We start from the raw sequence: 19,622 nt of genomic DNA, 5'->3' as shown, positions 1-19,622 counted from the left end.
GGCTACTCGCTAGCCCAGAGGAAGGCTGACCGCCGCCGATCCGGCCAGCAACGGTTCCATCCTGGCCGCGTGACCTCATCCGGGGTCACGCGGCCAGGACCACCGCCGGCACGTGCGGCACCAGCCGCAGGATCATCCCTGCCTCGTCGGGGGTTCGGTCGGCCTTGAACCCGTTGCACGCCGCGCACGCCGCGACGAGGTTCAGCCACGATGAGTCCCCGCCGCGCGAGCGCGGGACGACGTGGTCGACCGTGTCGGGCGGGCCGCCGCAGTACGCACACCGGCCGTCGCGCTGGCGCACGCCCGACTTCGTGCACGCCGGCGCGTGGGATCGACGGTATCGCCACCGCATGGCGACGTAGCGCACCAGGCGCAGCACCCTAGGCATCGGGAACGGGCCGAACGTCCGCCCGTCGACCTCTTCCTCGACGACGGCGACCTGGCGCACGAGCATGCGGATGGCGTGCTGCACCGAGACGCGGTGCAGCGGCTCGTAGCCGGCGTTGAGCACCAGAACGTCGGCCACGGCCCTGCTCCCTTCTCGTCTCGTCGGCGGACTGCACGGTGAACGAGAAGTTGTCCGGGTGACAGGGTTCGAACCTGCGACCTCCCGGCCCCCAGCCGGGCGCGCTACCTGCTGCGCCACACCCAGTCGCCCACGCTCGAGGCTTCCCCGGTCGTGGTGCCGGCCCCGCACGCGGGCCCGGCACGTGGTCCTCGCCCCAGGACTTGAACCTGGTACCTCCGCCTTATCAGGGCGACGCTCTGACCTGGTGAGCTAGACGAGGATGGTCCGGCTGGCAGGACTCGAACCTGCGACCTCCCCGTCCCGAACGGGGCGCGCTGCCACGCTGCGCTACAGCCAGTCGCGGTCGCCATGGTCGACGGCGACCGAGCTCGGGGTCCAGGGATCGAACCTGGGCAGGCGGGAGTCAGAGTCCCGTTGGCGAGCCAACACACCAACCCCGATCGAGCACCGGCACGTTGCCGGTGTGGTGCCCCCGCCAGGATTCGAACCCGGGCTTCCCGGATAGGAACCGGGTGCTCTGTCCGCTGAGCTACGGAGGCGACGCGCTGGCCGGACTCGAACCGGCGTGGACGGCTTTGCAGGCCGCTGCCTTGCCTCTCGGCCACAGCGCGGTGGACCGCCCGAGGGGGCGGAGAAAGTCCACGTCCCGTACGTCGGGCACCGGGATGTCGGCGCCTGTCGCGTCGCGCGGTCTCCTCGTGGGGTCGTGGTTGGTCGTTCGGCTACGTGGGGTGTCCGACGGGTCTCGATCCCGCGACCTCCTGGGCCACATCCAGGCGCTCTGCCATCTGAGCTACGGACACAGTGCCGACGGCAGGGATCGAACCTGCGCCCTCTCGCTCTTCAGGCGAGCGCTCTTCCAGCTGAGCTACGACGGCGTGCGAGAGGTTCGGCCACGAGGACCGCGCCCTCTGCGGGCGCTGGTGCACGACCCAGGGATCGAACCTGGGACCTCCCGCGTGTCAGGCGGGCGCTCTACCGCTGAGCCAGCCGTGCATGGTGCGCGCGGCAGGGATCGAACCTGCGGCCCCCGGCTTCGGAAGCCGGTGCTCTGTCCGCTGAGCTACGCGCGCGGTGCTCCCCGACCAGGACTCGAACCTGGGAAGGCCGGGGTCAAGGCCCGGCTGCCGACGCCTGCGCAGCACCGGGGACCGAACGTCGGGATGGAGGGACTCGAACCCCCGCTCTCCTGCACCCAAGGCAGGCGGCCTACCGACAGGCCTACACCCCGGAGCAGACGGCGGGACTCGAACCCGCGTGACGACGTTGGAAGCGTCGCGTCCTGGCCGCTGGACGACGTCTGCTTGGCACCCTTTTTCGTCGGGCAGACGGGGCACACAAGGCGCTCGAGAGTGGGTAGCGGGACTCGAACCCGCGACCTCGACCTTGGCAAGGTCGCGCTCTGACCTGCTGAGCTACACCCACACGTGCGGACGCCGGGTCGCACACCGTGTCGAACCTCGCTCCGCGGCGCCGGTCGCGCCCTCTTCGCATCCGGTGCGCGGTGGGAGCGCGCGCCGGTCGCAGGCTCGGGCGACCTGGCGGAGGAGGGAGGTCTCGATCCCCAGCCGCTCGCGCGACCCGTCCCGTTTCCAACGGGAGCCGACCCCTGGCCGGTTCATCCTCCTTGAGCCCGTGACGTGGGCTGACCGTGCGGAGAGAGGAGGTCCTGATCCCCTGCCGCTCACGCGGCCCGTCCGGCTAGCAACCGGCGCCGGCCCCTGGCCGGTTCACTCTCCGTGCGCGGATGGTGAGGGATTCGAACCCTCGACCCGCTCGCGCGGGCTCCCGTTTTCAAGACGGGTGCGATCGTCCGCTCTGCCAACCATCCCCTGCTCCGCGACCAGGGTTCGAACCTGGGACCTGCCGGGTAACAACCGGACGCTCTGCCTGCTGAGCTACCGCGGATCGGACGTCGACGCGCGGTCGACGTGAAGCACCCCCAGCCGGATTCGAACCGGCGCAACCGGACTGAAAACCCGGGGTCCTGGGCCGCTAGACGATGGGGGCAGGTGCGGTCGTCACCGTGAGCCCCCCGCCGGGGTCGAACCGGCGACCTGCCGCTTACAAGGCGGCTGCTCTACCTGCTGAGCTAGGGAGGCGAGTTGTCGCGGGTGCGACGACCGGAGCCCACCGCCGGGGTCGAACCGGCGACCTCGCCCCTACCAAGGGCGCGCTCTTCCTGCTGAGCTAGGCGGGCGGGCCCGACCCGCTGCTTCGCTCAGCGGGTCGGGATCAAGCGTGGAGCCGCCGGGAATCGAACCCGGGTCCGGGGCGTCGGCGACAGCAGAGGAGTTCACGAGCGTGCCCGGGTCCGGTCTCCCATCGCCCGAGGGACCCGGGTGGCGGCGATGGTGGTGCGGACGAGCGGTGTCCCGGCCAACCCCGAGCCCTGCGACGGGCCGGCCGGTCAGCCGCACTGGATTCCGCCCCGGTGACGCGCGGTGCGGCTGCACGCGTCTGGGACGCCTCACGCGGTGAGGGTGTAGTCGGCCTTGGCGACTATGGGTTGCGACGGCTTGGTGACGGGGTGACGTCGCCTTCCCCGGCTCGACTCTGCTGGTCGTGATCGTCCCGTCGAAACCGACCGGCCCCGAGGGGAGGGACACGTGGTCCCCGCGCTCTCGACCGGACTCGAACCGGCGGTCTCCTCGCTGACAACGAGGCGGGCACTCCATCTGCCCTGCGAGAGCTCGTACCGCAGCAGGTCGCGCTGCGGTGCCGCGCCACCTGGCGGTGGTGCGCGACGATCAGGTGACGTCGCGCTGCGTGGACCCGGCCGGACTCGAACCGGCTACCTCCTGTGTGCAAGACAGGCGCTCTCCCTGGTGAGCTACGAGCCCGTGGCCGCCCCGCTGCAGTCGGGACGACTTGGCACCTGGCCGACGTCGCGCGTGCCCTGCGCGTCCCGGTTCATGTGCCGGGCTCGCCCCGCTACCACTGCGGCGGGGTCTCTCGTCGGTCGTGCGGAGGAGATGGGGGTCGAACCCATACGCGGGCCATGCCCGCAGCCTGCTTTCGAACCAGGTGCCGCCGCCGTCTGTCGGCTGGCTCCTCCAGTGCTGCGCCGTGCCCCGTGCTGGCGCAGGTTCGACGGGCGTGCCGTCGTGGGCGAGACCACGCCGCGGGGGCGTCTGATCAGTAGGTCTCGCAGGAGTGCCCTCGGCGCGATTCGAACGCGCACTGTGCCGGTTTTGAGCCGGCTGCCTCTACCCGTTGGGCTACGAGGGCGTCGTCATGGTGCTCTCGGCGCGATTCGAACGCGCACTGTCACGGCCCTCGACCGTGTGCCTCTACCCGTTGGGCTACGAGAGCGGGGCCCACCCCCGGACTCGAACCGGGCGCCTTCCCCGTACGAAGGGGACGCTCTTCCTGATGAGCTAGGCGGGCGAGGTGCCCCCAGCGGGAGTCGAACCCGCACGCGCGTTCCCGCGCACCGGAGTCTGAGTCCGGCGTGACTTCCAGTTCCACCACAGGGGCGTGGGGCGCGACCTCGAGGCCGTCGCGCTGGCCCTGTGCCCTCGGGAGGAGTCGAACCTCCGTCCCCGGTTCCGTAGACCGGTGTCGTGTCCGTTGGACCACGAAGGCAGGTGCCGCCAGTCGGCCTGGTGGCCGGGACGACGTGATGGCGCGGCCTGGATTCGAACCAGGGACCTCCGGCTTATGAGGCCGGCGGGCTGACCGAGCTGCTCTACCGCGCTGGTACCCCCAGCCGGACTCGAACCGGATACCTCCTGACTGAGAATCAGGCGTCCTCGACCATCTAGACCATGGGGGCTCGGTCGCCGCGTTGCCGGCGACCTGGTGCACGTCGAGGGACTCGAACCCCCGCGGGGCTGGGTGTAAGCCAGCTGCTCTGCCGCTGAGCTAGACGTGCGTGCGCACCGTTGCCGAATCGGCGTGGCGGGCTGCTGGACCTGGTCGGTCCAGGTGTGCCGGGGGCAGGGATCGAACCTGCGACCTGCCGATCATGAGTCGGCCGCACAACCTGCCGTGCTCCCCCGGCGCAGACGTCGGGCCTGCCAAGGGGCCAGCCCTGGTGGTTCCTCGTCGTCCTCGTCCGGGTGGTGTCGGCAGGTGTCCGCCCGGACGGAGTACAGCTTCGGGGTGCTCCCCGTCGCGCGGCGGCGAACCCGCGCTGCCTGCCCTGTGTGCCCCGCCAGGGATTCGAACCCCGGACCCGACGGTTAAGAGCCGCCTGCTCTGACCTGCTGAGCTAGCGGGGCGTGCGCGGATCGCGGCTCTGCACGGGCCGTGGTGCTCGCTCACGACGCTCCCCGGGGTCTCGAACCTCGCGTCGGTGCCGTTCTGCGTACGTGAGCGCCGCCCTGCCTGTCTGGGCGGGTCCCGGTCCGGGAGTTCTCCCCCGCGGGAATCGAACCCGCCTCACGTCGCCGGGGCGACGCCTCCTCGTGAGGGCACGGCCACCGGGAGGCGCCCGGTCACCGGTGGCGTCGTCGCGGGCCTTGCTTCCCGCGACGACGCCTCGTGGGGGTGGCAGGACTCGAACCTGCGATGTCCGTGGACGGCTGGGTTACAGCCAGCTGCGATGGCCGCTACGCGACACCCCCGAGAGCCCGGCGCGAGCGACACGTGGCCGCGGGCGCCGGGCGTCGACCAGTCGACGAGCTCGCGGCGTGGTGGCGCAGTCAGGCTCCCCCGCGTCGTGCGGGTTCATCGCCGGGCGCCGCCACGACGAGTCGTCGTGCCGGTCATTCTTCTCGTTCACTGTGCAGTTGACAATGCCTGCCCGAAGGCAGATCAAATGCACCATGCCAATGCATGGGAAAAGCGCGGACGGCAGGACTCGAACCTGCACCCTTCGGTTTTGGAGACCGCTGCGCTACCAGTTGCGCCACGTCCACTCGATATGAGGTTGTTCCGGGGACGGCCGTGCATGAGAAAGGCCGCCCCGGGTGATCCCGAAGCGGCCTCGACTCGTCCCCCGTACGGGGTCAGGTCACGGCGGCTTCGGGGCTCTCGTCCCAGGTCATCGGCTCGTTCGCGTATCCGCTGTTCACCAGCGAGTGCACGCGGAAGCGCTCCGGCTGCGACGGCAGGCTGGAGTGAAGGGCGGCGGGCTTGCGCATCTGCTGGCCCATCCCAATCACCTGCCTTCGTCTCGTCGTCCAGTTCAACTTCGAGAAGAAGGCTACATCGCCACAGTCGGTCATGCAATACCTTTTCCCGATTCTTCTCCTTCCAGTTTTCCCGGGGTGTCGCGTGCTGCGACAGCTCCGTGATCTGTGCGGTTTGGCGACCGTCAACTTGTCGCTCACCCGTCTGAACGGACGAGTCGGTGCACCCGGCCCCGTTCGGCGGACCGCGCGGCCGTCAACACCCCTCGCATGAGCACGCACACCTTCGACGAGAGTGCGCACCCGCGCGAGAAGACCGGCCGGTTCGCGACCAAGACGACGGTCGAGGCAGACGGCGGCCTCGACGCACTCGGGGCAGAGTCGCGGATCCGCGCCGCGGACTTCGACGGCATGTCCGCCGACCAGCGCGTCCCCGACGGGGCGCCCGACGAGCTCGCCCTGCTCGCGATGACCCCCGCCCTCGAACGCCGCTACCGCGCCCTGGCTGACTCCCACGCCTTCATCCCCGCGGCCGTCATCAACGACGACCTGTCGACGCACTCCCCCGGCGGCTGGTGGGACGTGCAGTCCGTGACCGCGCAGTTCGGTCGCGAGGAGCCGGCGAAGGTGCCTGACACGGTCGACGTAGCCGACTACTCCGGGCGCGGCTACCGGCTCCGGATGCCCGCGGTCGAGCGCGTACGTGACTTCTCGAGCGAGCAGGGCGACGACACGATCGACATCCCGATCTCGCTGACCCACCCGGGCGGCCAGCTCGCCGGCTGGGTCCGGGCGACTCGGACCTCGCCGACGTCCTGGTCCGTGCAGCCGCTCAACATGGACACCGACCAGGCGCGCGTCGCACGTGCCGCGGTGAACGCGGCGCTGGAGTCCACACGTCCGACGCACTCCCTCGCCGAGACGACGTCGATCATCGAGGCCTACCGGCAGCGCACCACCGGGGTGAGGATGGAGCAGGTGCGCTCGAGCTGGGTCAGCGGTGTCGGCTACGACCCGAGCACGCAGACGATGGTCACCAAGGTCCGTGACCAGGCGTACGCCCACCACGTTCCGCCCGACGTCTACCAGCAGGTGCGCGACGCGCCGTCGCCCGGAGCGATGTTCAACCGGCTCGTGAAGGGGTCCGAACGCGCGGAGGTCGACACCTGCCCCGCCTGTGGACGGTTCGTCCTCGCCGGGGCCAAGCACACCTGCCCGGACCGGGTGCAGCGCACCACGCACCAGCGGCCTCCGGACATGGTGCGGGCACGCGCCGCCGGCGCGATCGACCGTGCCAACCCGGTGCCGCTCGTCCGCTGACTCAGGCCGCGACGAGGGCAGGGTCGAGCAGCGCGTCCGCGGCCTGCATCAGGTCACGCGCCTCACCGTCGAGCCTCTCGGCCCGCGCCTGATGCTGGCGGCGTCGGTCCGGATCGGGCGTGCACGCCGCCAGCAGCCGGGCGATCGCTGCCTCGTCGCTGCGGTTCATCGACCGGCGCAGCAGGCTGCGGTACTGCACGTCGTCGAGATCACCCACGCTTGAACCCCGTCCCCGTCAGTGCGTACGGCGCGTTGGCTCGTTCGTTCCACTCCCCACCACGCAGCACCGCTGCCCCGCGCCGAACACGCACCCGGCACACGGCCATGTCTCCCGGGTGGGCGTGCGGCTCGTCCGCGGCGAGCTCGCGCGCGTAGGGCAGGGCGCACTCCGCCAACGACTTCTCGTCGAACGGGCCGAGGAGCAGGCGGCGCACCGCCCGGTCGCCGCTCACCACGTAGAACGCCGTCGGCCACAACCGCCTCACCTCGCTCCCGCCCGCATCATGCGCTCACGCACGGCGAGGCCCTTCGCGACCTCTGCGCCCTCGAGCCCGGCCGTCTCGGTCAGCGACCCTCGCCACGCTCCGTCGTGGACCCAGGTCAGGTGCGTCATGTGACGTGACGCCATGACGCACAGCCGCCCCGACGACAGTGCGTGCGCGGACACCCCGTCCTTGCCGGTCAGGGGGTCGAGCGCGACCACGGCGTGCCACTGCCCGCCCTGCAGGCGGTCGGCAGTTCCCACCGTCACCCCGATCACCCCCATGTCGGCCAGATGCGCCTCGACGGCGGATTGCTGCGCGTTGTGAGAGACGACCACGGCGACGTCCTGCGTCGTCAGGTGCTCGCGCCCCGACGCGGTGACCAGGACGGACTCGGCCAGGTCCGCGGCTCGTCGCGCCACCGCCCGGGCGGTGGCGCTCGAGTACGGGTCGCTCGTCCTGGGCACGGACAAGGTCTCGATCTCGCGGCGCCCTGCCAGGTGCCGGTCGGCTCGCGCGGAGTCGAACGAGAAGTCGTACAAGGGCGCGATCACGTCGACCGTGTCCTGTCCGAGGCGGTACGTGCTCGGCAGGTGCAGGTGCGCGACCTCGGGGTAGGTCGAGAACACGCGCGGGGCCCGCTCGTGCGGGGCGGTGCGCATCAGGTTCCACGCCGTGGTGTCGGCGGTCACGACGGGCCCGATCTGACCTGGGTCCCCCACGAGCAGGACCTGGCTCGCTGGGTCCGCAGCCCCCGACGCGAGCTCGAACGTCGCCTGGTAGGCCTCGTCGATCACCAGGACGTCCACGACCCGGTCGGCGCGGCGGGAGAACGACGCGAGCGTGTTCACCTCGATCCTGCGCTCGTCCCCGTCGCGCACCGGATCCCACGCCAGCACACCGGCCGGCAGGCGTTCGGCGGGCCAGGACCGGATGCCGAGCATCACGATGCCCGGACCGACGAGCGCAGCGATCCGCTCCGCGGCCGAAACCGCGGCCTCACGGGTGAACGCACCCACCTCGATCGTCAGGTCGGTGCGGTTGAACAGGTGCGCGACGGTGTCGCCGATGAGACTCGACTTGCCCGACCCGGGAGGCGCGTCGATCACCGTCACGGGTCGCCCGGACCAGACCTCGAAGACAGCGCGCGCGAGCGGGGACCCAGGCGTCAGCGGCCTCGGCCCGTGCGCAGGCTGGTCGACCGTCGTCGTCGCTGTCCTGTCGACCGCCACGCCTGGTCGCAAAGCTCCTGCGGTGAGCACTCGTCTACCTCTTCCCTCTCGCCCGGTCGTGCACCCAGAGGGTGGGACAACCGGGCCTGCGCGGCCCCTCAGGCCGTGCCGGCCATCGCGACGTCCATCGGGACCTGGCGTCGTGTCGAAGGGTCGAGGTGCGCGGACGCCGGGTCTGCCCACCGGCGCTTGCTGCCCTTGGTCGGCGCCGCGTCGAAGGGGCGGTCCGTGACGTACAGGTCGGTTCCCTGCCGGAGCGCGCTCAGCAGCCACGTCCGCTTCGGGCTGCGCGGGGGTGGCATGCTGAACGACCCGAGCAGGGCGTCGCCGTCGACGTCGAGCCCTTGCAGGACGCAGGACGCCGACTTCGTCCCCGAGCAGAGCAGGACGTCGCGCCCGACACGCGACTTGAACGGCACGCTGAGCGTGCCGCTCACGGCGTCCTCGAAGACGTGCGCGCGGCTCAGGACGGCGACCTCACCGGTAAGGACGAGGCGTTCACGCAGGATCGGGTCCAGGCGCTGGTGTGCGTGCCAGGTGCTCGTCATCTGCTCGGCGGTGGCGAACGTGTGGCAGGCGTTCGACATGCCCCCGTATCGCGCCTTGTCGACCCCAAACGACTCGATGCGGCCCACGGAGTTCAGGCGGCCCGACCGCACGGCCGGTGAGAACCTCGACAGCATCTGCCGCAGCAGGTCGTCGACCGGCTCGTCCTGTGCCTGGTAGGCCTGGGCCCAGTGCGTGAACGAGCGGGTGTCCACGCCCAGCGGGGCCCACCGCGCGTGAGCCAGGACGTCCGCCATGATGACCAGCCGGGAGCTGACCGGGAGTCCGGTCAGGTAGGCGAGCACTCGTCGCGCCGAGGGGCCGTGCTCCTGACCTCGTGCGCCGGACAGCAGGGTCGCCATCCGTCGGACCGTCGTACGGTCGTCGACCACGAGCTGGAACTCGTCGGCCAGGATCTCGAGCAGCCCGGTCCGAGTCAGGCGTCGCACGGCTGCGTCGGCGGTCTTGATGCGGGCGATGTCGTCCTGCGGGTCGGTCCACACGAACGACGGCTGGACGGGTGGTCCGGATTCGGGCTCACCGCGATGGACCGGGATCACGGGCTGCTCCATGCGTGGGACGGGCCGTCCGCGTGTCGTCGCGACCTGCCGCTGCCGGAGGTCGAACTCGTCCAGCGGGCTCGACGTGCCACCGGGGTTCTGTGCGCTCATGCCTCACGGATCGGTCGGTTCCTGGTCCCCGGCCCGGCCCGAGGCCGGGTCGTCGTCCGATCCTCGCGGCATGGACGTGAGACCTCCGACCGACCGCCAGTCCAAGGACCTGCAGGTGTGGCGCTTCCTCGCCCTTGAGCGGATGCCGTACATGGCGAGCCTGCTCTTCGCGATGCGTGTGCTGGACGCCCCTGGTCACGGGACGATGGCGGTCGACGACAGGATGCGTCTGTACATCGACTTCGCCACGCTCGAGGCGTACACCGCTGACGAGAAGGCGCAGCTGCTGCTCCACGAGGTCGGTCACGTGTACTTCCGCCACCACCTCATCGTCGACGAGTTGGGAGTGCCGGACTCCAAGCGCCGCCTCTTGAACGTCGCGACCGACATGTCGCTCAACGACGACCTCCGTGACGCCGGGTGCGCGGTGTTCGCCGACGGCGGTGACTTCCTGCTGCCGTCGATGATCGACGAGCCGGACCACCGCACACCGCACCACTACTTCCGTGCGCTCGACACCCCTCAACGGGACGACGGGGACGGGGTGCCGTACTCGGGCTGCGGATCGGGAGCCGGCGCGCAGCCCGGTCCCTTCGAGATCGGCAGCGACGACGTCGACGGGCACGCCCCACCAGCCAGCGGCAGCGAGATCGACCGCATCCTCATCGAGGTGTCCGGTGCGGTTCTCGAGCACGTGAAGAACCGCGGTCTGGCGCCCGCCGGTCTCGTCGAGACCGCACATCTCTACCTCGCGCCGTCACCGACCCCTTGGCAGCAGATCCTGGCTGGGCTGGTCCGTGCGGGGGCGTCCCGCACGGCAGGGCTGGTCGACACCGACTACACGCGCCGCTCGCGCCGTCACCACCACGCCCGGATGGGCGGCAGCGGGGAGCGGATCGTGTGGCCGGCGACCGACGCGCCCAAGCCCAGAGTTGCCCTCGTACGCGACACGTCCGGCTCGATGAGCGCGCGCGACCTCGCCGCCGTCACCGGAGAGGTCGACGCAATCGCACGTCGCGTGGGCGTCCGCGGCCGCGACCTGACGGTCCTCGACGTCGACGCAGACGTCGCCTCGGTGCGGCGCTACACGCACGCGCGGGACCTCGAGACCGTGCACGGGCGCGGCGGCACCGACATGCGGGTCGGCATCCGCGCAGCGCTCGAGACGCGCCCTCGCCCGTCCGTCATCGTCGTCGCGACCGACGGGTACACCCCGTGGCCCAGCGAGCCCACGCCCACCCCGCTCGTCGTCGTCCTCGTCGGCACCGAGCGGGACCGTGAGCGGGTGGCGCGCGCCGTCCCGTCCTGGGCGCGCGGCGTCGTGCAGGTCGACCCAGCGCCGTGACGGGGCCGGGTCCAGCGGTCCCGTCCCATCCACCGGTTGACAGAGAACGACGAGGAGAGGCTCAGATGGGAACCAGCCAAGGCCTGCCTGCCGGCTCGGCCGCCGAGATGATGCGCGTGCTTGCGGCCGCCGTCCGCGCCGACGTCCCGCTGCTCGCGTGGGGCATGCCCGGCAACGGCAAGACCGCCGTGATCGAGTCCTACGCCGCCGCCTGGGGGCGCCACGTCGAGACCGTCGTTGGATCCAACCGGGAGGCGACCGACTTCCTCGGCATCCCCGTCGAGCACCAGGGTGGTGTGCGATACGCCCCGCCGGCGTGGGCCCTCCGACTCGCCGCGGCGCGCGCGGGGCTGCTGTTCCTCGACGAGCTCACCACGTCGGCGCCCGCCGTGCAGAAGGGGATGCTGCGCGTCGTGCAGGAGCGGTTCGTGGGCGAGCAGGCCCTCGGCCGACACGTCGCGATCGTCGCCGCGGCCAACCCTGTCGACGTCGCCGTCGACGGGTACGACCTTCCGGCACCCGTCACCACGCGCTTCCTGCACCTGCAGTGGGTCCTGGACGCTGAGCGCTGGCTCACCGGGCTCGTCGACGGGTTCGACACCCTGCCCGTTCCCGGGATGAAGGATCTGCTCGGTGAGCGCACAGCAGACGAACGGCGGGCGGCCAAGATCGCGGTCCGCGACTTTCTCGCCGCGCACCCGTCCCTCATCGCTCCCGATGCGCCTCGCGACCCTGAGGCGGCCGGGCGGCCCCATCCGTGCCCGCGGTCATGGACGAACCTCGCCGACGTCCTCGCCGAACTCGACCCGGACGACACCGCAGCACAGCACCTTGTCGTCGTCGGGTGCGTAGGCGAGAGCGCAGGCTCCGACTTCATCCGCTTCCTGGCCAGCCGTGACCTCGCCGACCCGCGCGAGGTGATTCGCGACCCACGCTCGGTGGACTGGTCCAAGGCACGTCCCGACCGTCTCGCCGTGCTGTGCCGCTCGATCGCCGCACTCGTCGACGGCAGCGACACGCGCGTGTGGAAGGGCGCTGTGCAGGCGCTGACGCTCTGCGCCGAGTCCGGGAAGCCGGACGTCGCGATCGACGCGATGCGGCGTGTGCTGAGCAACCAGCCGCCTGGCGCCCTCCTGCCCCAGCGCGCCCGCGACGCGTTCTCAGATCTGCTGAGCGCCGCCGGGCTGTGGGCCAGCGCCGAGGATGCGGCGTGAGCCCCGATCGTGCGGACCTGCAGGCGCTCGACCTGATCGAGGCAGCGACACGCGGGTACACGCACTACGCGGACGCCTGGGCCAGCATCCCTGCGCCGAGGGCGGCACAGGTGCTGCAGTCGCTGGAAGCGCGCCGGTTCGTCGACGACCTGTTCCACGGGACGGCGGTCCGAGTGAGCGACCCGCCCCCTGGGGAGGTCGCGGCACGGGCGGCGCGCGCCGCCTACCAGGTTGCCGGCTCCCTGGTAGCGGACTCCCTCGAGCGAGGCGAGCCGCAGCTGGTGGCGAGCCGTCTCGACAGCGCCCGGCGCTCCGCTCACGTCGCCGCGGACGTCGCACGCTACGCGACCCAGCTCGTGTGCGAGCCCGAGGCCAGGCTCATCGCCACCGGGATCTTGTCGGCTGCCCTCGAGCACCGCGCCGAGGACGCGCGCTATCTCGCGACGACCACTGCGGCCGAGCTCGTGGAGGCCGTGCTGCACGTCGCGATCGACGCGCTCGGCGACCTGCAGCTCGTGGTCGACGAGGACGTGCTCGCCCGTGACGACGTGCTGCCTGACGGGCTGGGCGTCGAGCTCGGGCTCGTGCGCGCGGACGTCTGGCCTACCAGGCCGGACCGTCGCCGCCGACTCGAGCCCACGGATGTGCTGCGCGTCGCGGACATCTTCGCGCACGCCGCCCAGCTCTCTCCGCGCGCCGCGGGCGCCGTGCTGGGTCGTGTCCGCGGCAGCGCGCTGGGCGCGGCCGGATGAGCACCGTCCGGGCCTCACCGTCGCCGTCAACACACCCCCTACCAGACGAGAACGAGAACCGAGGAGAGTAACCGTGCCCGTCCCCAACCCCCCGATCACCATCTACTCCAAGCCGGCCTGCGTGCAGTGCGACGCCACCCTTCGGCTCCTGACGAAGCTCGGCGCCGTGGAGGGCACCGAGTTCCGCATCGTCGACATGAGCGCCGACCCGGACGCCCTGGACATGGTGCGCGGCCTGGGATACCTCGCCGCGCCGGTCGTCGTGGTCACCACGCCCGACGGCGGGACCCACTGGTCCGGCTTCAAGGACGACAAGGTCAAGGCCGCCGTGGAGCGCGTGCGCGCCGAGGCCGCGGTCGCTGCCTGACCGCAGACACACGAAGGGGGCGGCACGAATCCGTGCCGCCCCCTTCGTGTGTCGAACGGGCGTCCGCTCAGGCAGCCTTGCCCTCAGGGACGGTCGTGCGGCAGCGCGGGCAGGTCGAGACGACGTACGTCGCGCTGTCGACCCCTCCGTCGAGGTCCTGGTCGAGCGGGCCACCGCAGCGTGCGCACGTCGCGGACCTTGGGTGGGCGTGCTCGAGCCGGTCGCGGGTCTTGCGCACCAGTGGGTACGTCTCCTGCGCCCACTGCTCGGCTTCCTCCTGGGACCCGTGGGAGTGCCGGCGCCGGTTCTCCATGCCGCGTCCGAACACCGAGGCGCCGGTCTCGACGTCGTGCAGCGCCCAGCGTCCCGCCTTCGTCTGGCGGGCGACGAGCCCGTTGATCGGCGCGACCACCGCGGCAGCCAGGGGGGCTGGCTCGCCGTCGAGCGCACCAAGACCGCCGTCGGCCTCGACCGTGGTCTTGGTGGCGAACTTCCCGGTGGTCTCGCGCGGGTGCTGGGTCTCGTCGAACGTCGTCATGCAGCGGGTGTTGACGGCGCCCGCGTGGCCCGGACGCTCAGTGGGCGGCGAACCAGGAGGTGCGCAGCGCGCGCAGCTCGGCGAGCGAGCCGCGGATGTCCGCCATCGCTTCGTGCGGTGTCTCCTTCGTCGGGACCGCCGACTCGCCCAGCCACCACCCGGTCAGGGCGGTCAGCGTGGACACGTCGATGAAGCGGTAGTGCAGGTGTGAAGCGACGCTCGGCAGGTACTCGTCGAGCGTGTTCATGTCCAGGCGCACCGAGTTCCCGGCGACACGCCCCTGTCGCGCTTGCGGCACGAGGGTGCGCACATAGTCGACGAGCTCGGCGTCGACCTGGTGGAGCGGCGTCCCGGCTGGCAGCCGTCCCCACAGGCCGGTGCGCTCGTGCATGTCCTGGACGACCGGAACTGCCGCATCACGCAGCGCCCGTGTCTGCTCGGGATCGTGACGTACGACGCGGTGGAAGCCGGTCTCGTCGAGCAGGTTCAGGTCGGTGTCGCTCACCAGGCACGCGACCTCGAGCAGGCGGTCGCCCTTGTGCGGGGCCAGCCCGGTCGTCTCGACGTCGATCCAGACCAGTCGGTCCTCGTTCGTCACAGGTCATCCTCTCGCTGGTGGCTGGCCGCGGCAGCGGCGGCGTGCTTGATGTGCAGCGCCCACGCCCCGGCGACCATGATCGTCACCGCCGCGACGAAGGTACGACCGTCGACACGGTCCGCGCTCAGCCCGAGGACCGTGGCGAGGACGATGAGGGTGAGCGCTGCGACGAACTGCGCGTTGATCGCGCTGATGGTGTTCGGCATGTCCCGGCGGCCCTTCCTGGTCTGCGGGGGCTGTCTGCCCTCATCGAGTCAGGTGGGACGCCGGGACATGCACGGCCCCATCAGGACTGGGCGTTGTGGCGGACCAGCCAACCAGGGACCTCGCTGGTGGCGAACAGGTCTGCGGCGAGGTCGACGATGCCCGTACCTCTTTCAGCCTGGTCGGCGGAGTGGGCGGCGCGCCCGGCACGGTTAGGGTGTCGCGCAGTCCACCACCCGAGGACCGCGGCAAGGCCCAGCACGCGCCAGACCAGCTGCTCCGGTGCGACCTGCGCCACGCGGAACGCGAGGTCCTCCAGTCGGGCGATGTCGATGCTCGGCTCGGGACCGGCCTCGATGTCCAGCAGGCGACGCCCGACGTCGACCAGGCTCGCGACCGGGGATACACCGGTGACGTACCGCAGCAGGTCGGCGGCGGTACGAGCGTCGGCCAGGTCGACCGCCAGAGCCCCGAGGTCGCTCGGGGTGAGCTCGGGGCGCGCCGCGCCTCGGAGGCTGGACTGCAGGACGTGCACGACTCCGCGAGGCTCGCTCCGTGCGGCGCTCTGGGCTGCGTCCCAGAGCGCCTCGGCGCTGCCGCGGGTGAGCACGCTGGGCGCTCGGCGACCGTCGTAGCTCTCGCCGATCAGCAGCATGCGGGCGGCGGCCGCGGTGTCGTCGAGATCCGCGACCGAACCGTGTCGGTCGGAATCCAGCTGGACCCAGGCCCCTGCCGCTACGGCCACGACCGTCGCGGCAGGGCGCTTCTCGGCCGCAGCACGGGCGTACCGCAGGGCGGTCTGCTTGTCGTCCGCGTACACGACGAGGACCTGGTGGGCGTCACGTCGTTCGGGCCTTGCGGGCACGGCGCCGGGCAGGTCCACGCGCGTGGCCTCATCGACCCAGGATCGACCTCCGGTAGTGCGCACCGTGGTCATGACCAGGGATCGCTCGGGGAGGAACCCGAGCAGGAACGGGATGAGCGCGAGAACCTCTCGCACGTCGAACACGGGGGTGGACACGGTGCCTCCTGTGGTGCTCATGCCGAGATCAGCTCGCGTCCGTGCTCGGTCTCCGGTTCGCGGTCGGTCTCCGGTTCGCGGTCGGGAACTACGGTCGTGTCCTCGCCGACTGCTGCGGTCAGGGCAGGGTCTGTCTCGCTGTCGGCCGTGGCGCCGTCCGTCTCGTCCGCAGGCTCCTCGGCGCTGGGGCTGTCCGTGGTCGCGTCGACGTCAGCCGCTGCGGGGACGTCCATGTCCGACAGGACCGGGCCAGGACTCGTGTCCGTGGTGTCCCCGCTGGGCGTAACCGACGGGCCGGGCCGGGTGGCAGCCCGCTTGACACGCTTCGGGCTCGTCGTGCCGCTCTTGGACTTCGAGCCCTTGGCCGGCGGGCTCATGGAGTTGTCCATCAGCACGACGAGCAAGTGCGTGACCGCGAGGAGCACCAGCGGCGGGACGGACGCGACGAGAGCGGACACCGTGACGGGGAAGGCGTCGTTCATCTCTCGCGCGACGAGCACCGCATGCGTGGAGTTGCCGGCGACGGAGGTGATCGCCCCGGCGAACAGCAGCACCCAGGGGAACCAGACGACCCGCTTCGGGTGCCCGACGAGCGCGATGATCGCCATCGTCGACACGACGATGAGCCCGTCGACGATCAGCGGCCACAGGAACGCCAGGTCGGCCGCGACGCCCGCGCGGCGCGCAAGGTCGGTGAGGGCGTCGAAGGACAGGATGAACGACGCGAGGATCAGGAGGACGGTGCCTCCTAGCGCGGCGACGACGAACCCGGTGGGGACGGCGCGCGCGGGACGACGGGTTGGTGATGCGGCCATGGTCAGCTCTCCTTGACGTCGAGGACGTGGTCGGTGGGGACGAGGTGGTCTGGGTCGATGAGATAGGTGGAGCGGAACGAGTCGTCCAGGGCGTCCTGCTCGCTCACGGACGTCTCCGTCGGAGCCGGCTGGTGAGTGTGCTGCCAGGTCCAGGACCTGGTGATGTCGTGGTGCGCGACCGCGCGTGAGTAGGCCGCGACGTCGTTCGCGGCGGCCCACTCGACCCAGTCCCACGGGTCGGCGAAGCCCTTGGGTGGGGTGCCGCCGCGAATCGTGCCGTCGACCGCGCGCCACGAGGTGTCGTCGCGGCGTGTGTTCAGCACGCACTGCATCGGCACGCCGCAGGTGGTGCAGGTGCTGGTCGCGACGATGCCGGTCGCCGCCCCGTCAGGGTGCAGAACGAGCCAACGGCGCACGCGCGCGGCATACGGCTCGACGAGGCGTGCAGGAGTGAGCGCCGTCATCTGGTCGCCACCGGGCGGGTTGCGGCGACGTCGACCGCCCGGCGCGCTGCCTGCCGCCGGGCGGTCGCCACTCGGATCGCCGCGGAGCGTGAGGTACTGACGCCCTCGTGACGCCGGGCGCCGATCGTGAACGCCCAGCCCCACCCGCGGGCGGGCAGCTGGTTGCGCGGGGTCAACGTCAGCCACGGCGGCTGGGACACGGGGTCGCTCACCGAGACCTGTCGCGTCGTCGTGCGGTGCTGCTTGTGCTCGACGGCGACACGGTCTGGCGTCGAGGAACTGCTGACCATCTCGTCGCACCTTCCTGCGCGTGTTTCGCGTTCGTGCAGGAAGTAGGACGGAACGACCTACGCGGCCCCATCGCGTCGAGCAGATGCCATCCCCGGATACCTCCCCTTGTCCTATCCCGGCCGATTGGGATCGACCGCTCCGGGCGCGCGCGTCCGCGAAGGTTCAGGCGGGTCCCGCCAAGCCCGGCCGCACGCGTTGCGGGCCGCGCTCCCCGCCACGCATGCTGTGTACGCGGCACGGTGCCACCGCGTGGTGCCGGTGCCGCACCAGTGCCGAGGCGTCGATGCGCGGGTCACGCTCCCCCTAGCCGGGCCGTGAGCGACCCGGTTTGGATGCGCGTGGCTGCTGGAGGAAGGACACTTCATGACCGAGTCAGCCCGCCGCGGGTATCAGGCAAACACCGACTGGATGGGAGAGCGTGTGCTCACGCTCCAAGACCTCTGGCCGCCCTCGCCTGCTCGTGCCATGATCGTCGGGCTGAACCCCGCCCCCGTCAGTGTCGAGGCCGGTCACTACTACCAAGGCCGAGTCGGGCAGCGGCAGCTGTACCGACTTGCGGAGGCAGGGCTCTTTGATCGCCCAGCGGGCCCGCACTTCGAGGACGCGGCGCTCGGGGCAGGAGTGGGCTTCACTGACATCGTGAAGCGGCCGACCGCAGGCGAGAACGACGTGTCGCGGGCGGAGATCGAGTACGGACGTGCTCGGCTGGAGGAGCAGCTCGGCAGCCGTGACGTCGAACTGGTGGTGTGCGTCTTCCGCCATCCCGTCCAAGCGCTGTTGGGCGCACAGGGGCCTCCGGGCCTTCAACCTGGTCAGACGGACTGGGGCGCACAGGTGTTCCGAATGCCAGGCCCGTTCGCATCGACGGCCGAGACCGACGCCGTCATGAGCGTCCTCCGGCAGATTCTCGGAAGCCGGTGAGGCCGGCCAGTAGACCCTCGCCACCCGCGAGTGGATAGCACCCGCTGAACCCTTGCTAGATCAGGCCGACGTCCCGGAGCGCTGGCAGGACTCCTTGTCCATCACCCGCACCAACCCTTGGGCGAAGAAGGCCTCGGGCTCGAGGGAAGTGGTCATGAGGCTGCGCTCCAGGTGTCGTCGCGGGCGTCGATCAGGGAACCGTGGTCAAGGTACTGCCGCTCGAACTGCGCGAACGTCATCCGACCGTGGGCGGCGAACCACTCGATCAGCTCGGGCGAGGCGTAGGCAGCCACGCGAACGTACGGGCCGTAGAACAGGGAGAACGGGTCGACCTTGCTCTCCCGGCCGCGGGCGTTGAGCAGGACGGCGTTGCAGTCCCGCTCGGCGGCGGCGTACTTCGCCTCGAGCACGTCCTGGAACTCGCCGCGCACCTGCGCACGGTAGGCGAACGCGGCCTCGATGATCGCGCTCACGCCCGTACCCTGCCCCACGTCGGGTTCGGCCGCGGGTGCCGAACGGCGCCGCCGCGACCCGACGAGCGGCCGTTCCTCTGCCAGGTCATCGCCCGACCTGAGCCCGGTACGTCGCCACGCCCCAGCGGATCGCGTGGCATGTCCACCAGAACCGATACGTGTAGTCCGTCAGGTCCAGCTCCCACGTGTCGTGGAAGGTGAACCGGGACGGCTCGGCTCGGGCGTCGGATTCGACGATCTCGGCGCCGAAGTCGTCCAGAGCGGCGCGCAGCTCGACCTCGTCGTTCGCCTCAGTGAGCACACGCTCGGCCACCGTGGCGCGCAGACGTTCCGCGGTCTCAAGGTCGTCGAGCTGATCGACCCACTCGTCGACAATGTCGCTGACGACCTTGCGTGCGGCGTCAGCGTCGTACCGGCGGATGTCCCCGCCCTTGGCCCGGCACTTCTCCGCCCAGTAGCTCGGGTCGATCGAGTCGGCGGAGAAGAACTCGACCATGTCGAGGTCTCGCGCGAACAGCCATTCGCCCATGTCGCCCGTCATCGCGAGGTGTCCCGGCCACGTGACCAGGTCGAACCAGAAGAGGTTCGACTCCGCGCGCCGGAAGCGCAGGTGCCGGTACAGGCCGTCGTCCCGCAGGACATGCAGCTTGTGCTCGTCGACGTCCCGCGGGAACTGCTGCGTCGCGAGCTCGCGCACGTTGGGGCGCTCAGGCGTCGTGGTCGTGGTGCTCATGTGATCCTCCCCGGTTGTCCTGCCCCGG

Annotated in this window: 21 protein-coding genes, 33 tRNA genes and 1 other RNA gene; 6 read left to right on the top strand and 49 right to left on the bottom strand. The window is 71.0% G+C overall.

The features are described 5' to 3' along the window. Positions 1-85: 85 nt before the first annotated feature. The 36 genes from AC4H2G_RS11615 to AC4H2G_RS11440 all read right to left on the bottom strand — a co-directional run bounded on the left by AC4H2G_RS11615 (position 86) and on the right by AC4H2G_RS11440 (position 5,631). Positions 86-526 (bottom strand): HNH endonuclease, encoded by a 441-nt coding sequence (locus AC4H2G_RS11615; RefSeq protein WP_494365892.1) that lies wholly within the window; start codon positions 524-526, stop codon positions 86-88. A gap of 53 nt (positions 527-579) precedes the next feature. After that, a tRNA-Pro gene (locus tag AC4H2G_RS11610) sits at positions 580-652 on the bottom strand. Between the two features lie 59 nt (positions 653-711). Beyond that, positions 712-788: transfer RNA gene (locus AC4H2G_RS11605), tRNA-Ile, on the bottom strand. A gap of 1 nt (position 789) precedes the next feature. Continuing rightward, positions 790-866, bottom strand: a tRNA-Pro gene (locus tag AC4H2G_RS11600). A gap of 127 nt (positions 867-993) precedes the next feature. Continuing rightward, positions 994-1,068: transfer RNA gene (locus AC4H2G_RS11595), tRNA-Arg, on the bottom strand. Between the two features lies 1 nt (position 1,069). Beyond that, positions 1,070-1,140, bottom strand: a tRNA-Cys gene (locus tag AC4H2G_RS11590). 116 nt (positions 1,141-1,256) lie between these two features. Further along, a tRNA-His gene (locus AC4H2G_RS11585) sits at positions 1,257-1,332 on the bottom strand. Positions 1,333-1,334: 2 nt separating this feature from the next. Beyond that, positions 1,335-1,407, bottom strand: a tRNA-Phe gene (locus tag AC4H2G_RS11580). A 43-nt stretch (positions 1,408-1,450) separates the two neighbouring features. Beyond that, a tRNA-Val gene (locus AC4H2G_RS11575) sits at positions 1,451-1,525 on the bottom strand. A gap of 1 nt (position 1,526) precedes the next feature. Beyond that, positions 1,527-1,602: transfer RNA gene (locus AC4H2G_RS11570), tRNA-Arg, on the bottom strand. An 85-nt stretch (positions 1,603-1,687) separates the two neighbouring features. After that, positions 1,688-1,760, bottom strand: a tRNA-Pro gene (locus AC4H2G_RS11565). Position 1,761: 1 nt separating this feature from the next. Beyond that, a tRNA-Gly gene (locus tag AC4H2G_RS11560) sits at positions 1,762-1,833 on the bottom strand. A 47-nt stretch (positions 1,834-1,880) separates the two neighbouring features. Next, positions 1,881-1,954, bottom strand: a tRNA-Gly gene (locus tag AC4H2G_RS11555). A 114-nt stretch (positions 1,955-2,068) separates the two neighbouring features. Continuing rightward, positions 2,069-2,156: transfer RNA gene (locus AC4H2G_RS11550), tRNA-Ser, on the bottom strand. Positions 2,157-2,273: 117 nt separating this feature from the next. After that, positions 2,274-2,360 (bottom strand) — tRNA-Ser (locus tag AC4H2G_RS11545). Positions 2,361-2,364: 4 nt separating this feature from the next. After that, a tRNA-Asn gene (locus AC4H2G_RS11540) sits at positions 2,365-2,437 on the bottom strand. Positions 2,438-2,466: 29 nt separating this feature from the next. After that, positions 2,467-2,539, bottom strand: a tRNA-Glu gene (locus AC4H2G_RS11535). Positions 2,540-2,558: 19 nt separating this feature from the next. Further along, a tRNA-Thr gene (locus AC4H2G_RS11530) sits at positions 2,559-2,631 on the bottom strand. 25 nt (positions 2,632-2,656) lie between these two features. Further along, a tRNA-Thr gene (locus tag AC4H2G_RS11525) sits at positions 2,657-2,729 on the bottom strand. Between the two features lie 39 nt (positions 2,730-2,768). Then, positions 2,769-3,124: a transfer-messenger RNA gene (gene ssrA / locus AC4H2G_RS11520) on the bottom strand. Between the two features lie 24 nt (positions 3,125-3,148). Beyond that, a tRNA-Asp gene (locus AC4H2G_RS11515) sits at positions 3,149-3,222 on the bottom strand. A gap of 77 nt (positions 3,223-3,299) precedes the next feature. After that, positions 3,300-3,372 (bottom strand) — tRNA-Ala (locus AC4H2G_RS11510). Positions 3,373-3,496: 124 nt separating this feature from the next. After that, positions 3,497-3,587 (bottom strand) — tRNA-Ser (locus tag AC4H2G_RS11505). A gap of 99 nt (positions 3,588-3,686) precedes the next feature. Continuing rightward, positions 3,687-3,760 (bottom strand) — tRNA-Leu (locus AC4H2G_RS11500). A 7-nt stretch (positions 3,761-3,767) separates the two neighbouring features. Then, a tRNA-Leu gene (locus tag AC4H2G_RS11495) sits at positions 3,768-3,844 on the bottom strand. 2 nt (positions 3,845-3,846) lie between these two features. After that, positions 3,847-3,919, bottom strand: a tRNA-Thr gene (locus AC4H2G_RS11490). Between the two features lie 4 nt (positions 3,920-3,923). Next, positions 3,924-4,009, bottom strand: a tRNA-Leu gene (locus AC4H2G_RS11485). Positions 4,010-4,045: 36 nt separating this feature from the next. Beyond that, a tRNA-Arg gene (locus tag AC4H2G_RS11480) sits at positions 4,046-4,117 on the bottom strand. 38 nt (positions 4,118-4,155) lie between these two features. Further along, positions 4,156-4,230 (bottom strand) — tRNA-Met (locus tag AC4H2G_RS11475). Continuing rightward, positions 4,230-4,307, bottom strand: a tRNA-Glu gene (locus AC4H2G_RS11470). The genes AC4H2G_RS11475 and AC4H2G_RS11470 overlap by 1 nt, the downstream gene beginning before the upstream one ends. A 24-nt stretch (positions 4,308-4,331) precedes the next feature. Continuing rightward, positions 4,332-4,406: transfer RNA gene (locus AC4H2G_RS11465), tRNA-Val, on the bottom strand. 56 nt (positions 4,407-4,462) lie between these two features. Beyond that, a tRNA-Met gene (locus AC4H2G_RS11460) sits at positions 4,463-4,535 on the bottom strand. Positions 4,536-4,681: 146 nt separating this feature from the next. Further along, a tRNA-Lys gene (locus AC4H2G_RS11455) sits at positions 4,682-4,755 on the bottom strand. A 263-nt stretch (positions 4,756-5,018) separates the two neighbouring features. Beyond that, positions 5,019-5,100: transfer RNA gene (locus tag AC4H2G_RS11450), tRNA-Tyr, on the bottom strand. A 221-nt stretch (positions 5,101-5,321) separates the two neighbouring features. Then, positions 5,322-5,394 (bottom strand) — tRNA-Trp (locus AC4H2G_RS11445). A gap of 90 nt (positions 5,395-5,484) precedes the next feature. After that, the gene (locus AC4H2G_RS11440) at positions 5,485-5,631 is read right to left on the bottom strand and encodes a hypothetical protein (RefSeq protein ID WP_494365891.1); all 147 of its coding nucleotides are present in this window, start codon (positions 5,629-5,631) and stop codon (positions 5,485-5,487) included. Between the two features lie 246 nt (positions 5,632-5,877). Here AC4H2G_RS11440 and AC4H2G_RS11435 point away from each other — a divergent pair, with 246 nt between their 5' ends. Next, entirely contained in the window at positions 5,878-6,927 is a 1,050-nt protein-coding gene (locus AC4H2G_RS11435; RefSeq protein WP_494365890.1) for a KTSC domain-containing protein, read from the top strand. A gap of 1 nt (position 6,928) precedes the next feature. Here the strand turns inward: AC4H2G_RS11435 and AC4H2G_RS11430 are convergent, their stop codons facing one another. The 4 genes from AC4H2G_RS11430 to AC4H2G_RS11415 all read right to left on the bottom strand — a co-directional run bounded on the left by AC4H2G_RS11430 (position 6,929) and on the right by AC4H2G_RS11415 (position 9,858). Continuing rightward, on the bottom strand, positions 6,929-7,144 hold the full coding sequence (locus AC4H2G_RS11430) for a hypothetical protein (protein WP_494365889.1): 216 nt from the start codon (positions 7,142-7,144) through the stop codon (positions 6,929-6,931). Then, a complete protein-coding gene (locus AC4H2G_RS11425) occupies positions 7,137-7,412 on the bottom strand; it encodes a hypothetical protein (RefSeq protein ID WP_494365888.1) in 276 nt (91 codons plus the stop codon). Before AC4H2G_RS11425 ends, AC4H2G_RS11430 begins: the two co-directional genes overlap by 8 nt. Further along, a complete protein-coding gene (locus AC4H2G_RS11420; RefSeq protein ID WP_494365887.1) occupies positions 7,409-8,524 on the bottom strand; it encodes an AAA family ATPase in 1,116 nt (371 codons plus the stop codon). Before AC4H2G_RS11420 ends, AC4H2G_RS11425 begins: the two co-directional genes overlap by 4 nt. 215 nt (positions 8,525-8,739) lie before the next feature. Beyond that, positions 8,740-9,858, bottom strand: a complete 1,119-nt coding sequence (locus AC4H2G_RS11415; RefSeq protein WP_494365886.1) for a hypothetical protein — start codon at positions 9,856-9,858, stop codon at positions 8,740-8,742. A 70-nt stretch (positions 9,859-9,928) separates the two neighbouring features. Here AC4H2G_RS11415 and AC4H2G_RS11410 point away from each other — a divergent pair, with 70 nt between their 5' ends. The 4 genes from AC4H2G_RS11410 to AC4H2G_RS11395 all read left to right on the top strand — a co-directional run bounded on the left by AC4H2G_RS11410 (position 9,929) and on the right by AC4H2G_RS11395 (position 13,536). After that, positions 9,929-11,203, top strand: a complete 1,275-nt coding sequence (locus AC4H2G_RS11410; RefSeq protein ID WP_494365885.1) for a vWA domain-containing protein — start codon at positions 9,929-9,931, stop codon at positions 11,201-11,203. 65 nt (positions 11,204-11,268) lie between these two features. Next, a complete protein-coding gene (locus AC4H2G_RS11405; RefSeq protein WP_494365884.1) occupies positions 11,269-12,417 on the top strand; it encodes an AAA family ATPase in 1,149 nt (382 codons plus the stop codon). Next, a complete protein-coding gene (locus AC4H2G_RS11400) occupies positions 12,414-13,169 on the top strand; it encodes a hypothetical protein (RefSeq protein ID WP_494365883.1) in 756 nt (251 codons plus the stop codon). The genes AC4H2G_RS11405 and AC4H2G_RS11400 overlap by 4 nt, the downstream gene beginning before the upstream one ends. 73 nt (positions 13,170-13,242) lie before the next feature. Then, positions 13,243-13,536, top strand: coding sequence for a glutaredoxin domain-containing protein (locus AC4H2G_RS11395; protein ID WP_494365882.1), 294 nt, complete (start codon positions 13,243-13,245; stop codon positions 13,534-13,536). Between the two features lie 67 nt (positions 13,537-13,603). Here the strand turns inward: AC4H2G_RS11395 and AC4H2G_RS11390 are convergent, their stop codons facing one another. The 7 genes from AC4H2G_RS11390 to AC4H2G_RS11360 form a co-directional block, all read right to left on the bottom strand. Then, complete coding sequence (locus AC4H2G_RS11390) at positions 13,604-14,074, bottom strand: hypothetical protein (RefSeq protein ID WP_494365881.1); 471 nt, start codon at positions 14,072-14,074, stop codon at positions 13,604-13,606. A gap of 37 nt (positions 14,075-14,111) precedes the next feature. After that, entirely contained in the window at positions 14,112-14,672 is a 561-nt protein-coding gene (orn, locus tag AC4H2G_RS11385; protein ID WP_494365880.1) for an oligoribonuclease, read from the bottom strand. Then, a complete protein-coding gene (locus tag AC4H2G_RS11380; protein WP_494365879.1) occupies positions 14,669-14,878 on the bottom strand; it encodes a hypothetical protein in 210 nt (69 codons plus the stop codon). Before AC4H2G_RS11380 ends, orn begins: the two co-directional genes overlap by 4 nt. 80 nt (positions 14,879-14,958) lie before the next feature. Next, positions 14,959-15,918: a hypothetical protein gene (locus tag AC4H2G_RS11375; RefSeq protein WP_494365878.1), complete on the bottom strand. Its 960-nt coding sequence runs from the start codon at positions 15,916-15,918 to the stop codon at positions 14,959-14,961. After that, positions 15,915-16,712 (bottom strand): DUF2637 domain-containing protein, encoded by a 798-nt coding sequence (locus AC4H2G_RS11370; protein ID WP_494365877.1) that lies wholly within the window; start codon positions 16,710-16,712, stop codon positions 15,915-15,917. The genes AC4H2G_RS11375 and AC4H2G_RS11370 overlap by 4 nt, the downstream gene beginning before the upstream one ends. Positions 16,713-16,714: 2 nt before the next feature. Continuing rightward, a complete protein-coding gene (locus AC4H2G_RS11365; RefSeq protein ID WP_494365876.1) occupies positions 16,715-17,176 on the bottom strand; it encodes a hypothetical protein in 462 nt (153 codons plus the stop codon). Further along, entirely contained in the window at positions 17,173-17,466 is a 294-nt protein-coding gene (locus AC4H2G_RS11360) for a hypothetical protein (RefSeq protein ID WP_494365875.1), read from the bottom strand. Before AC4H2G_RS11360 ends, AC4H2G_RS11365 begins: the two co-directional genes overlap by 4 nt. A gap of 364 nt (positions 17,467-17,830) precedes the next feature. Between AC4H2G_RS11360 and AC4H2G_RS11355 the strand changes: the two genes are divergently transcribed. After that, entirely contained in the window at positions 17,831-18,388 is a 558-nt protein-coding gene (locus AC4H2G_RS11355; protein ID WP_494365874.1) for a uracil-DNA glycosylase family protein, read from the top strand. Positions 18,389-18,540: 152 nt separating this feature from the next. On the opposite strand, the gene AC4H2G_RS11350 is transcribed toward AC4H2G_RS11355, so the two are convergent. Both AC4H2G_RS11350 and AC4H2G_RS11345 read right to left on the bottom strand, forming a co-directional pair. Further along, the gene (locus AC4H2G_RS11350) at positions 18,541-18,861 is read right to left on the bottom strand and encodes a hypothetical protein (protein ID WP_494365873.1); all 321 of its coding nucleotides are present in this window, start codon (positions 18,859-18,861) and stop codon (positions 18,541-18,543) included. An 85-nt stretch (positions 18,862-18,946) separates the two neighbouring features. Then, complete coding sequence (locus AC4H2G_RS11345) at positions 18,947-19,594, bottom strand: hypothetical protein (RefSeq protein ID WP_494365872.1); 648 nt, start codon at positions 19,592-19,594, stop codon at positions 18,947-18,949. Positions 19,595-19,622: the final 28 nt, after the last annotated feature.

It is taken from the genome of Cellulosimicrobium sp. BMG9.23 (assembly GCF_059159985.1).
Note: the sequence above shows the minus strand (reverse complement) of the source record. Positions and strands in the feature narration are given on the sequence as shown.

Excerpts from the sequence above, each read along its gene's own strand:
- AC4H2G_RS11440 (WP_494365891.1), bottom strand. The coding sequence starts at position 5,631 with ATGGGCCAGCAGATGCGCAAGCCCGCCGCCCTTCACTCCAGCCTGCCG.
- AC4H2G_RS11435 (WP_494365890.1), top strand. The coding sequence starts at position 5,878 with ATGAGCACGCACACCTTCGACGAGAGTGCGCACCCGCGCGAGAAGACC.
- AC4H2G_RS11415 (WP_494365886.1), bottom strand. The coding sequence starts at position 9,858 with ATGAGCGCACAGAACCCCGGTGGCACGTCGAGCCCGCTGGACGAGTTC.
- AC4H2G_RS11410 (WP_494365885.1), top strand. The coding sequence starts at position 9,929 with ATGGACGTGAGACCTCCGACCGACCGCCAGTCCAAGGACCTGCAGGTG.
- AC4H2G_RS11405 (WP_494365884.1), top strand. The coding sequence starts at position 11,269 with ATGGGAACCAGCCAAGGCCTGCCTGCCGGCTCGGCCGCCGAGATGATG.
- AC4H2G_RS11390 (WP_494365881.1), bottom strand. The coding sequence starts at position 14,074 with ATGACGACGTTCGACGAGACCCAGCACCCGCGCGAGACCACCGGGAAG.
- AC4H2G_RS11380 (WP_494365879.1), bottom strand. The coding sequence starts at position 14,878 with ATGCCGAACACCATCAGCGCGATCAACGCGCAGTTCGTCGCAGCGCTC.
- AC4H2G_RS11375 (WP_494365878.1), bottom strand. The coding sequence starts at position 15,918 with ATGAGCACCACAGGAGGCACCGTGTCCACCCCCGTGTTCGACGTGCGA.
- AC4H2G_RS11370 (WP_494365877.1), bottom strand. The coding sequence starts at position 16,712 with ATGGCCGCATCACCAACCCGTCGTCCCGCGCGCGCCGTCCCCACCGGG.
- AC4H2G_RS11365 (WP_494365876.1), bottom strand. The coding sequence starts at position 17,176 with ATGACGGCGCTCACTCCTGCACGCCTCGTCGAGCCGTATGCCGCGCGC.
- AC4H2G_RS11360 (WP_494365875.1), bottom strand. The coding sequence starts at position 17,466 with ATGGTCAGCAGTTCCTCGACGCCAGACCGTGTCGCCGTCGAGCACAAG.
- AC4H2G_RS11355 (WP_494365874.1), top strand. The coding sequence starts at position 17,831 with ATGACCGAGTCAGCCCGCCGCGGGTATCAGGCAAACACCGACTGGATG.
- AC4H2G_RS11345 (WP_494365872.1), bottom strand. The coding sequence starts at position 19,594 with ATGAGCACCACGACCACGACGCCTGAGCGCCCCAACGTGCGCGAGCTC.